The sequence below is a fragment of the Mongoliimonas terrestris genome, from assembly GCF_001927285.1.
GTDB classification, from domain to species: Bacteria; Pseudomonadota; Alphaproteobacteria; order Rhizobiales; family Pleomorphomonadaceae; genus Chthonobacter; species Chthonobacter terrestris.
In genome coordinates, this window is the sequence record NZ_MSIG01000015.1 from 92,009 (window position 1) to 103,694 (window position 11,686).

The 11,686-nt window shown below is 71.1% G+C and carries 11 protein-coding genes; all 11 read right to left on the reverse strand.

What is annotated here, in order from left to right:
- Positions 1-134: 134 nt before the first annotated feature.
- Complete coding sequence (locus BUQ68_RS18600; protein WP_075217510.1) at positions 135-1,676, reverse strand: Do family serine endopeptidase; 1,542 nt, start codon at positions 1,674-1,676, stop codon at positions 135-137.
- A 152-nt stretch (positions 1,677-1,828) separates the two neighbouring features.
- Entirely contained in the window at positions 1,829-2,290 is a 462-nt protein-coding gene (locus tag BUQ68_RS18605) for a cytochrome c-type biogenesis protein (RefSeq protein ID WP_075217511.1), read from the reverse strand.
- 92 nt (positions 2,291-2,382) lie between these two features.
- The gene (locus tag BUQ68_RS18610) at positions 2,383-4,371 is read right to left on the reverse strand and encodes a heme lyase CcmF/NrfE family subunit (protein WP_075217512.1); all 1,989 of its coding nucleotides are present in this window, start codon (positions 4,369-4,371) and stop codon (positions 2,383-2,385) included.
- A 90-nt stretch (positions 4,372-4,461) separates the two neighbouring features.
- Positions 4,462-4,968: a cytochrome c maturation protein CcmE gene (ccmE, locus tag BUQ68_RS18615; protein ID WP_075217530.1), complete on the reverse strand. Its 507-nt coding sequence runs from the start codon at positions 4,966-4,968 to the stop codon at positions 4,462-4,464.
- Positions 4,969-5,090: 122 nt separating this feature from the next.
- Positions 5,091-6,242: a c-type cytochrome biogenesis protein CcmI gene (gene ccmI, locus BUQ68_RS18620; protein WP_075217513.1), complete on the reverse strand. Its 1,152-nt coding sequence runs from the start codon at positions 6,240-6,242 to the stop codon at positions 5,091-5,093.
- A gap of 138 nt (positions 6,243-6,380) precedes the next feature.
- The gene (locus tag BUQ68_RS18625; RefSeq protein ID WP_075217514.1) at positions 6,381-7,766 is read right to left on the reverse strand and encodes a hypothetical protein; all 1,386 of its coding nucleotides are present in this window, start codon (positions 7,764-7,766) and stop codon (positions 6,381-6,383) included.
- A 201-nt stretch (positions 7,767-7,967) separates the two neighbouring features.
- Positions 7,968-8,438 carry an RT0821/Lpp0805 family surface protein gene (locus BUQ68_RS18630; RefSeq protein WP_075217515.1) on the reverse strand — a complete coding sequence of 157 codons (471 nt, stop codon included), beginning with the start codon at positions 8,436-8,438 and terminating at the stop codon, positions 7,968-7,970.
- 198 nt (positions 8,439-8,636) lie between these two features.
- A complete protein-coding gene (locus tag BUQ68_RS18635) occupies positions 8,637-10,037 on the reverse strand; it encodes an ATP-binding protein (RefSeq protein ID WP_210215661.1) in 1,401 nt (466 codons plus the stop codon).
- A complete protein-coding gene (locus tag BUQ68_RS18640; protein ID WP_075217516.1) occupies positions 10,030-10,734 on the reverse strand; it encodes a response regulator transcription factor in 705 nt (234 codons plus the stop codon). Before BUQ68_RS18640 ends, BUQ68_RS18635 begins: the two co-directional genes overlap by 8 nt.
- Before the next feature lie 42 nt (positions 10,735-10,776).
- Positions 10,777-11,076 (reverse strand): PepSY domain-containing protein, encoded by a 300-nt coding sequence (locus BUQ68_RS18645; protein WP_210215662.1) that lies wholly within the window; start codon positions 11,074-11,076, stop codon positions 10,777-10,779.
- Positions 11,077-11,209: 133 nt separating this feature from the next.
- On the reverse strand, positions 11,210-11,422 hold the full coding sequence (locus BUQ68_RS18650; RefSeq protein ID WP_075217517.1) for a hypothetical protein: 213 nt from the start codon (positions 11,420-11,422) through the stop codon (positions 11,210-11,212).
- Positions 11,423-11,686 lie beyond the last annotated feature (264 nt).

Sequence of the window (11,686 nt, forward strand, 5' to 3'; positions counted from 1 at the left end):
TTTCGCGGGCGGTCCGCGCATGGCGCGCCGGCCCGCCCCATGGCGGGTGCGAAGACGGCGGCGGAGCATGGCCCCGCCGCCGGATCTCTTCAGTCTTTCGGCTTACCGCGAGGCCCGTCGCCGGGCCGCCAGGGTCAGGCCTTGTCGAGCGACAGGGCGACGAAGCGCAGGTTCTCGCCGGTGCGCACCCGCAGGAGCACGGACTTCCGCCCGGCCTTGCTGGCCGCTTCCAGGTTGCTCTCCACGTCGCGCGGACCGCTGACCTTCTGGCCCGCCACCTCCAGGATGATGTCGCCCTGGCGCAGGCCCTTCTCGGCGGCCTTGCCGTCCGGGTCCACCTCGGTGACGACCACGCCCTCGTCGCCGGCACCGGCCGTGGAGGCCGGGGCGAGCCGGAGGCCGAGGCCCTCGATGCTGGCCGGGGCCGTCTCGGCCGGGCTGAGGGCCGCCTGCTGCTGCTCGCCCGGCAGGGTGCCGAGCTTTACCGCCACGGTCTGCTTCTCGCCGTCGCGATAGAGCTCCACGTCCACCGTGGTGTCCGGGTCGTAGCCCGCGATGGTGCGGGCGAGGTCGCGGGCGCTGTCCACCGGCTCGCCGTTCACCGCCACGATGGCGTCGCCGGCGCGGATGCCGGCCGCCCCGGCCGGGCCGTTCGGCTGCGGCTCGGTGACGAGCGCACCCTTGGCCTCGGCAAGGCCCAGGCTGTCGGCGAGATCCTGGGTCACCGGCTGGATCTGCACGCCGAGCCAGCCGCGCACCACCTGGCCGTCGTCCATCAGGTCTTCCACCACCGCCTTGGCGGTCGCCGCCGGGATGGCGAAGCCGATGCCGACCGAACCGCCCGACGGGGAGTAGATGGCGGTGTTCACGCCGATCACCTCGCCGGTCAGGTTGAAGGCCGGACCGCCGGAGTTGCCCTTGTTGATGGGGGCGTCGATCTGCAGGAAGTCGTCGTAGGGGCCGGCGCCGATGTCACGGCCGCGGGCCGACACGATGCCCGCCGTCACCGAACCGCCGAGGCCGAACGGGTTGCCAACGGCCACCACCCAGTCGCCGACGCGGGTCTCCCCGGCGGCGAACTCAACGAACGGGAAGGTGCGCTCCACGTCCACCTTGACCACCGCGAGGTCGGTCTTGGGGTCGGTGCCGACCACCCGGGCCGGCAGTTCGGTGCCGTCGGTCATCACCACGGTGACCTCCTCGGCGCGCTCGACCACATGGTTGTTGGTCACCGCGAAGCCGTCCGCAGTGATGAAGAAGCCGGAGCCCTGGGACTGGGCGAACTGTTCGCCGCCGCGCGGGCCACGCTGACCCGGCTGGCCGGGCACGCCCGGGCCGCCGGGCTCGCCGAAGCGACGGAAGAACTCGTAGAGCGGATGATCCTCCGGAATCTCCGGCATGCCGCGGAACTGGCCGCCGGGCGCCTGCGCCGGCTCTGCGCCAGACGCCTTGACGCGGATGGAGACCACCGCCGGCTGCACCCGCTCCACCACATCGGCGAAGCTCAGCGGCTGCTGGATCTGGTCGGAGATGTTCTGGGCGTTGGCCGCAATGTCCGGGACGAGAAGGGTCTCACCCGCAACGAGGCCGCCGATGGTGAGGGCGGCCACGCCACCGATCAGCGCCTGCTTCAGGCTGCTCCGGCGACGGTTGGACGAGGTGTGGGGGTTGGTCATGGGTCGGCTCACTCCAAAGCGCTCAGACAGCGTGTCCGCCCCGGATCGTCTTCGCGATCCGTTTAGCCTGGCGGGGCGGCAGCTTCTGTGCCTTGGATATGGCGCCTCAATCTTCGCCACAAAGTGTTCGCGGCAATTAAATCTTGGTAAGGTCAGGAACGACGCATGTCGTCCTCGGAAAGCACGCGCGCCAGCGCGGCTTCTTCTTCCGACGTCAGGCGGTTGTCTGCACCCGCCCGGTTCCGCCGGCGCCACGCGGCGAAAGATGCGAACGCCCCGATGGCGAGAAGCACCGGCGCCGCCAGCCACAGCACCAGGGTATGGCCCTGGAACCGCGGCTTCAGGAGCACGAACTCGCCGTAGCGCGCCACCAGGAAATCGCGCACCGCCGCGTCGGAATCGCCCGCCGAAAGCCGTTCGCGCACCAGGACGCGGAGGTCCTTGGCAAGCTGCGCGTCGCTGTCGTCGATCGACTGGTTCTGGCAGACCATGCAGCGGATCTCCGTGGAGAGACTGCGCGCCCGCGCCTCCAGGGCCGGGTCGCTCAGCCGCTCGCTCGGCTGCACGGCGAGCGCCGGTCCGGCAAGGGCCGCAAGCGCGAGTAGGCCGGCCATAAGCCCTCGGAGGACGCGCCGCCCCGCCCGGTGCGCCCACCCGTTCGCCGCGTCCGTCGTCAGCGAGGAAAACCGTGCCATCCGCCGCGTCCTCATTCCGCCGCCACCGGCGCGGCGGACGCCGCGCGGGCCGGTTTCGGCGCGCCGACGCGCAGGCGGCGGTCCGACAGGGAGAGAAGGCCGCCCGCCATCATCACCAGCGAGCCGAGCCAGATCAGCGTCACCATCGGCTTGTCGAACATGCGCACCACCAGCTGGTCGGTGCGCTCGCTCTCCTCGCCGAGCGTCACGTAGAGCTGCGAAAAGCCGTGCGTCACGATGGAGGCCTCCGTGGTCGGCATCTGGCGGGCAGTGTAGAGCCGCTTCGCCGGATCCATCTTGGCCACCACCTCGCCGTCCTTGCGCGCCGTCATGTGGGCGACAAGCTCGGTGAAGTTCGGTCCGCGCCGGGTCTCCGCGCTGTCGAAGGTCACCTCGTAGCGCCCGATGGTGGCGGTCTGGCCGGGGGTCATCACCAGGATGTTCTCCACCTGCAGGGTGGAGACGCCGACGATGCCGAGCAGCGTCACCCCGAGGCCCGCATGGGCGACCGCCGTGCCGAAGGCCGCGCGCGGCAGGCCGGCGAGCCGGCGGAGGCCCGTCGCCAGCCCCGCCTCGCGGAAGCGGGCGCGCGTCACCAGTTCGCTGAACGCGCCGACGATCAGCCAGGCGGCAAGGCCGACGCCGAGCGCCGCCAGCACCGGGCCGCCGGAGGTCAGGTAAAAGGCGACGAGCGTCGCCACGATGGCGGCGGCGAAGGCCACCATCAGCCGCTGCGAAGCCCCGAGGACATCACCGCGCTTCCAGGCCAGATACGGCCCGAACGGCACCGCCATCAGGAGCGGGATCATCATCGGCCCGAAGGTCAGGTTGAAGAAGGGCGCGCCGACCGAGATCTTCTCCCCCGTCACGCCTTCGAGCGCCAACGGATAGAGCGTGCCGACGAGCACGGTCGCGCAGGACGCCGTCAGGAGGATGTTGTTGAGGACGAGCGCGCCTTCCCGGCTGACCGGCGCGAACACGCCGCCTTGGGTCAGCTGCGCGGCTCTTGCGGCGAAGAGTGTCAGGCTGCCGCCGATGAAGACGCAGAGGATCATCAGGATGAAGACGCCGCGCGCCGGGTCGGTGGCGAACGCATGCACGGAGGTAAGCACGCCGGAACGGACCAGGAAGGTGCCGAGCAGCGACAGCGAGAAGGTCAGGATGGCGAGGAGCACCGTCCAGATCTTCAGCGCGTTGCGCTTCTCCATCACCACCGCGGAATGGAGGAGCGCGGTGCCGAGGAGCCACGGCATGAAGGAGGCGTTCTCCACCGGGTCCCAGAACCACCAGCCGCCCCAGCCGAGTTCGTAATAGGCCCAGTAGCTGCCCATGGAGATGCCGGCGGTGAGGAAGATCCAGGCCGCCAGCGTCCACGGCCGCACCCAGCGCGCCCAGGCGGCATCGATCCGCCCCTCGATCAGCGCCGCGACCGCGAAGGCGAACGAAATCGAGAAGCCCACATAGCCGAGGTAGAGGAGCGGCGGATGGATGGCGAGGCCGATGTCCTGCAGGATCGGGTTGAGGTCCTGCCCCTCGAACGGCGCCGGGTTCATCCGGATGAAGGGGTTGGACGTCACCAGGATGAACAGCAGGAAGGCCACCGTGATCCAGCCCTGGACGCCGAGCACGTTGGCCTTGAGGCTCGCCGGCAGATTGCGCCCGAACACCGCCACGGACGCGCCGAAGAGCGCCAGGATCAGCACCCAGAGGAGCATGGACCCCTCGTGGTTGCCCCACACGCCGGTCACCTTGTAGAGCATCGGCTTCAGCGAATGGGAGTTCTCGTAGACGTTGGCGACCGAGAAGTCCGAGATCACGTAGGCATAGGTGAGCGCCGCGAAGGAGAGCCCGACGAAGGTCAGCTGGGCGAGCGCGATCGGGCCGCCGACCGCCATCAGCGCCGCGTCGTCGCGCCGGGCGCCGACGATGGGCACCACCGATTGCAGGAGGGCGAGCGCGAGGGCGAGCACCAGCGCGAAATGGCCGATCTCAACGATCATCCTGTCCGTCTCCTCCCCTTCGGGCTCTTCGGCCCCTCGTCCCCTGCCGTCAGGCCGGCCGGACCGCTTGTCGGCTTTTACCGGTCGCGTCTAGTTCGTCAGCTTGGCCGGGTCGCTGGTCGCCGGCGCCGAAACCGGCGTCGCCGCCGCGGGCTTGCCGGCGCCGTCGCCTTCCCACACGCCCTGCGCCTTCAGGGCGTCCACCACTTCCTTGGGCATATAGGTCTCGTCGTGCTTGGCGAGCACCGTGTCCGCCCGGAACACGCCGTTCGCGTCGAGCACGCCCTCCGTCACCACGCCCTGCCCTTCCCGGAAGAGGTCCGGCAGGAGGCCGGTGTAGGTCACCCGCACGTGGTTGACCGTGTCGGTCACCTCGAACGCCACCGTGGTGTCCGCCCCGCGGTTCACCGATCCGTCCTTCACGAGCCCGCCGAGCCGCAACCGCTGGCCGGGTTCGGCCCCGGCCTCGGCCAGATCCGTCGGCGTCTTGAAGAGCGCGATCTGGCCGGAGAGGCCATAGAGGGTGAGGCCGACGGCCGCGGACAGCACCACGCCCACCGTGCCGATCAGGGTCAGCCTGCGCGTCTTGCGCGTCATCGCCATCGAAGTCGCCTCGCGGTCTGCCGCAGTCAGAGGGTCGAGTAACCAAGGGTCGAAAGTCAGCGGGTCACATGCGGTCGGTCCGGCGGGCGCCCGTCACGGCGCCCGGCGAACGGCCCTCAGGGTATCAGGCCTACGCTCTTGGCCACGTCCCGGATTTCGGCCAGGACGGTCGGATCTTCCTTGAAGGTCTCTTCGGCCTTTTTGAGGGCGGCGGACGCGTCATCCGGTCGCTCCATCACCCCATAGGCGCGGATCAGCTGCATCCACCCGGCCGGATCGTTGGGCGCCTCCGCCAACCGGTCGGCGAGCCGCTGCACCATGCCGTCCACCATGGCGGCCCGCTCCTCCGGCGACATGGCCGCGGCGGCCGCCATCGTGCCGGCGTCCGGACCGGCGGCCATGCGCGGCGGCAAGGTGGCCGGCTCGGCCGTGTCGGCCGGCTGGCCGAGGGCGGCGAGCGCCTGCCGGCGACTCTCCCGCACCGGCTCCAGCCAGGGCGCGTCCGCCGGCGACCGGCGGATGATCTCGTCGTATTCGGCAAGGCTCTCCGCGTTGCGGCCCGACTGCAAGAGCCCGAGCGCCCGGTAGTAGCGCGCCTTCACCCGCTCCGGATCGGCCGCCACCGCCGCGTCGAGCGCCGCCTGCGCCTCCTCGGAGACGAGCCCGCCGTTCGCCGCCACCAGGGCCTCGCCGAGGGCCTCGCTCACCGGCGGGGTCGGCCCCTCCAGGCGGATGATCTCCCGGTAGGCCCGCACCGCATCGTCCAGCCGCCCCAGGCGGCCGTAGATCGGCGCCAGCACGCGCCAGCCTTCCAGGTTGTTCGGCTCGTTGACGAGATGCGCCTCCACCCGGGCGATCATCTGCTGCACGTCGTTGGGATCCGGCGGCGCGTCGAGGCGCGCCCGCAGCGGCTGGTCCGGCAGGGTCGGCGAGCCGATGCCGGCGTAGACGCCGAGCGTCACCAGCGGCAGCACCACCATGGCGGCCACCGCCGCCGGCCGCGCCCAGGACCGCCGGCCGCCGGCCGCCTCCGCCGCCGCGTCGGCGCGGATCAGCCGGCGGGCGATCTCGGCGCGCGCGGCTTCGGCTTCCGCCGCCCCGATCAGGCCGCGCTCGCGGTCGCGCTCCAGCTCGGCGAGCTGATCCCGGTAGACCGCCTTGTCGTGGGCGCTCGCGGGCGTCGCAGCCCGGTTTCCGCGCGCAAGCGGCACGATCACGGCCAGCGTCGCCGCGACGGTCATCAGGGCGAAGACGATCCAGACCAGCATGAGGGCGACGTCACCTCCGGATTGTCGCGCGGGATCCGGCCGCCCCGGACACGCGACAGGCCATTTTCTGGCCGTTGCCGTGTCAGATAGGCGAGATCGCGATCATCCTCAATGATATCCGTCAAACCGTCGCAGGTGTCACTCGAAACTCGGCAGCTTCTGGCGGCTGCTGGCGGCGATGTCGCGGCTCTTGCGCACCAGGGCCGTATGCTCCTCGCCGAAGGTGATCTCGCAGAGGCGGAGCAGCGTTTCGGTCGCCTCGAAGAGGTTCTCGTGCAGCGACCCGTAGGAGGTCCGCAGTTGTTCGATCAGCCGCGCGCCCTGCACCTCCAGCGCGCGCTCCACCACCGGCGTCAGCCGGGTCACTGCCTCGTTGAGGGCGAACGCGTCCTTGGACTTGCGCACCGCCATCAGCAGCGACACCGCCCGGATGGCGTCGGAGGCCTCCGCGCTGCCGGCCCGGATCTCCGCCGTCACCGTCAGCGCCGCGCGGATCAGCGCCACCACCCCTTCCAGATCCTTCAGGATGAAGTCCGACATGGTCCGCCGCAGCGCGCTCAGCCGGCGGAACCAGACGGTGTCCTCCTCGATCTCCAGCACGCCCGTCAGCGCCCGCACCGCCTCGTGGTAGCGCTTGATCTCGGCGATCTGCTCCGGCAGGTCCGCCGTCGCGCGCAGCCCCTGGTAGCGCGTCACCGAGCGCTGGACGATGGAGAGCGACACGTCCACGAACACCCGGCCGGGCGAGCGGCGCACCGCGCTGATGTCCGTGTCGCCCGACAACGCCAGCGCGATCCGGGCGAGCGTCGCCGGCGTCGCCACCCGCGAGGCGCAGGCGACCGCCGCATAGTCCGCCTCGTTCGGATAGGTCAGCACGAAGGCCGTCGCCTGCTCGATCGCCAGCCGTTCGGCCGCGTCGCCCGGCAGCACCTGCGCGGGCAGCCGCATCAGCAGCCGCTCCAGGAGCGGCAGGCGCTCGGCGATGGCCATCAGGTCGAAGAGGTCCTTCACCACCTCCTCGCCGCCCACCGCCAGCACGAAGCGCTGCATCTTCTTGAAGTCGTCGCGCGCCTGGGCGGCCTGGCGCATCAGTTCGCCCAGCACCGCGTCGCGGAGCACGCCGAGGTTTTCGTTGAGTTCGCGCTCGCTGGAATAGCCGCGCAGCGCGTGCGGGTTCAGCCAGGTGCGGAACAACTCCGGCATGGCCGTCCGCGTCACGTAGGCCCACACCCGGTCGAGCGAGGCCGCGTTCACCCAGCCGGTCTGGCGCGGCGACAGGTCCTCGCCGATCACGAAGGGGGCAAACGGCGCGAAGAAGCTATCCTTCACCGTGGCGGGGTCGGGCATCACCGCGCCCGTGCCGTGCACCACCGTGCGGGTGGCGTCGAGGATGAGGCGCGCTTCCCGGTCCGACGCGACGTCGGACTTGGTCTCCAGCGTCCTCAACAGGAGCGAGCGGGCTGCTGGCGAGAGCCCGTTCAGGTAGTCGACAACCTTGTCTTGGATCGGCCTGCCTTCAGACATTGTCTCCGCTCGCTTTTTAGCGATGCGATGGATGAAGGATGGTGAGGCAGAACAGTTACCGAAGCGTGAGCGGCGGCAGCGCTTTCGACAGGGGCATGGGCCGACATGAAACGGGGCCGCCCTGCGCATCGGCGCAGTCCGCGGCCCCGTCGGGGTCGATCGTCGCCTGCGGGCCTCAGCCCACAGGACGCCCAATGGGCGTTAGCCCACAGGACGCCAAGTGCCGTCCGGATTGCGGCAGGCCTGTCCGCGCATGGTCTCCGGGCGGCCGTCGATGTAGACGGTGCTCACGTAGTCGCGGCACTGGGAGTTGTTGACGTAGTAGGTCGGCCCGGTCTGGACATCGCCGTAGGCGCCGCTCTGCGGGTTCGACCAGCGCTGCGGGGCGCCGGAGTCCAGCGCCTGGACCTGCGAGGCGTAGTAGTACTGCCGGTCTTGCTCGTCCATGCGGGCGCCGATCTGGTTGCCCAGGAAGCCGCCGATCAGGGCGCCGGCCGCCACCGCCGCCACCTTGCCCGAGCCGGACCCGAAGGCGGACCCGATCGCCGCGCCGCCGACCGCGCCGGCAAGGGTGCCGAGCGTCGACTTCTGACCCACGGTGGGGTCCGAGGCACAGCCTGCGAGCGTGGCCCCGACCAGCCCGACCGCCATCATCTTCTTCAGAAACATCATGTCTCCCGTCTCCGCATCACCACGCCGCCAGAGAGGCGCGCTGCCGTCGCCATCCGCACGGATCTGGCCCGAACCCGTCGGTTTCATCCCGGTTCCTTGAGACAGGAACATGGCCGAATTGCGAAGTCCAACAGGTCTTCGCGCGGGGTGCGCCGCCGTCCGTGGCGGAGGATGAGACCGGATAGCCCTAACAGCGGGTTAACTCTGCGGCAGCCGCACCGTCACCTTCAGGCCGCCGAGATCGGAGGCCGAAAAGCCGATCCGCCCGCCATAGGCCTCCACCAGTTCGTCCACGATCGAAAGGCCGAGCCCGGAGCCCGGCACGCTCTCGTCCAGCCGGCGGCCGCGGGCGAGCACCACCTTGGCCTCCGCCTCGGTCAGGCCCGGGCCGTCGTCCTCCACCATGATGGCCACCATCGGCCGGGCGCTGCCGTCGTCGGGCGCCGCCTCCACGCTCGCCCGCACGGTGCCCCGGCCGAACTTCGCGGCGTTGTCCATCAGGTTGCCCACCAGTTCGTCGAGGTCGCGCCGCTCCACCCGCACCTTGAGGTCGGCCGGACCCGTCGTCTCGATGGCGAGGTCCCGGTCCGCATAGGCCCGGCGCAGCACCGCCGCCACCCCGTCGATCGCCCGGCGCGGCTCGGCCGCGGCACCCACCACCCGCCGCTCGGCGGCCATGCGGGCACGGTCGAGATAGCGGTCCACCTCCGAGCGCATCACGCCGACGAGGTCCGCCACCTTGGCGCCGAGCGGCCCGTTCTCGGCCCGCGCCTCGTTCAGCATCACGCTCAAGGGCGTCTTCAGCGCATGCGCGAGGTTGCCCACGTGGCCGCGGGCGCGCTCCACGATGGCGCCGTTGGTCTCGATCAGGGCGTTGAGTTCCTCCGCCAGCGGCGCGATCTCGCGCGGCAGCCCGCCGGAGAGCCGGGTCGCCTGCCCTTCGCGAATGGCCTTCAGGTTGTCCCGCATGGTGGTCAGCGGCCTGAGGCCGAGCCGCACCTGCAGGATGGTCGCCAGCACCAGGCCGACCGCGAACACGATCAGCGTGGCGAACACCCGGTTGCGGAACGACGCGATGTCGGCCTTCAGCTCGTCCGCGTTGCCGGCCACGATCACGTCGAGGTTGCGGTCCCCGATCAGCCGCACCCGTTGCGCCACCAGCCTCAGCTCGTAGGAGAGCGGGCCCGGCACGTAGCCGCCGATGACGCTGCCGTCCGGCGGCGGCTCCGCCACGTCGAGCAGTTCGCCGAACAGCGAGCGCGATGCCGCCGTCACCTGGCCCGTGCGGGCGTCGCGCACCATCCAGTACCAGCCGGAGAGCGGCAGGTTGAAGCGCGGTTCGCCCGCGTTGTCGAAGGCCGGCGGCTCGCCCTCCGGCGCCACCGCCACCGCGCCCGCAAGCGTCTTCTGGTAGACCGCCAGCCGCGCGTCGAAGGCCCGCTCCAGGCTGTCCCGGTAGAGCTGCGTCAGGAGCAGGCCGGCGACCGCCAGCGACACCGCGCTCCAGGCGACCGCCGACACCACCAGGCGGAAGGCGAGCGACCGCTCCGCCGTCAGCACGGATGCAAGCCGGCCGGCGAGGGTCGGCGTCTCAGCCACCGCCGCCGCCCGCGCCGCCGCTGCCCGCCGCGCCCGGTCCGCCCGACGCGATCCGGTAGCCGAGCCCCCGCACGGTCTCGATCAGGTCCACACCCAGCTTCTTGCGCAGGCGGCCGACGAACACCTCGATGGTGTTGCTGTCCCGGTCGAAGTCCTGGTCGTAGAGGTGTTCCACCAGTTCGGTGCGCGACACCACCTTGTCCTTGTGCAGCATCAGATACTGGATCAGGCGGAACTCGTGCGAGGTCAGCTTCACCGGGTTGCCCGAAACGGTCAGCCGCCCGCCCTTCACATCGAGCCGCACCGGCCCCACCTCGATCTCGTTCGACGCGTGGCCGGCCGCCCGGCGCACGAGCGCGCGCAGGCGCGCCAGCACCTCCTCCATGTGGAAGGGCTTGGCCACATAGTCGTCGGCCCCGGCGTCGATGCCGGCAACCTTGTCGCTCCACCGGTCGCGGGCGGTGAGCAGCAGCACCGGCATGCGCCGGCCATCGCGGCGCCAGGTCTCCAGCACGCTGAGGCCGTCCATGGCCGGCAGGCCGATGTCCAGCACCACCGCGTCATAGGGCTCCGTGTCGCCGAGGAAGTGCCCCTCCTCGCCGTCGAAGGCCACGTCCACCACGAAACCCGCATCTCGGCAGGCGACTGCCAGCTGCCGGTTCAGGTCCTTGTCGTCCTCCACGATCAGCACGCGCATGGCGGTTTCATCTCGTCCTTTTCAGATCCGGATCCGGAGGGCTCAGCGGCTCAGCACCTCGCCCGTGCGCGCGTCCACCACGATCGTCAGCACCCGCCCGCCCGGCCCCATCACGGCGAGGTGGTAGACGAGCCGGCCGCCGCTTTCGCAGAGGTCCGCGTTGACGATGTCGCCGTCCACCCGCCGGGCCACCGCGCTCAGCCGCATGGCCTCGCCGGAGGCGACCGCCTGGGCGGCCTCCCGTCCGGAGAGGCAGGCGGCCGATGCGTCCGTCGCGGTGGCGACCACCGCGACGGCGAGCATCGAGCCGAGGATCGGGGCGAGGATGTGGCGTCGGATCATGGCCGCACCATAGGGGTCCCGCCCTGAACCGTCCATGAATGGTGTACGGCCCCGCATGTCGCCTTCAGTCTTCTACCGACCTGCCCGGCCACACCGGTGTTGGCAAACGCCGAACCGACGCGCCCGCTCGCTCTCAACCGCTTCCCGCCGGCTCCGGATCGTCTTCCGGCGGCACGAACGCCCCCGCCTCCAGCCGCCAGCCGGGCGCCACCGCGTCCGGGCACGGCAACGCCACATGGCCCGGCGCAGGCGCGAAGGTCGCCGCCGGATCCACCAGGGTCACGTTCACCACCGCCCCGTCCGCCGCCACGATCGCGGTCCGCACCGCCTCGCTCGTCTCGCTCATCGCCCGTCACCTCCAGATCGCCCTCGTCAATCGATAGCCATCGCCAGCCGATCGCCATCGCCGGCGGATCGTCGTGATCAGCCGATCGCCATCGTCAGCCGATCGCCCAATTCAGCCGATCGCCATGATCCACGCCTCGCCCCGGCCGCCCGCGCCGCCTGCCCCGCTCGGCGCGCCGTTGGTGGAGCCGCCGCCCCCGCCGCCGCCGCCGCCCGGCATGCCGCCCGCCCCGCCGTTGCCGCCGGCCGCCGTGCCGGCGTCGTT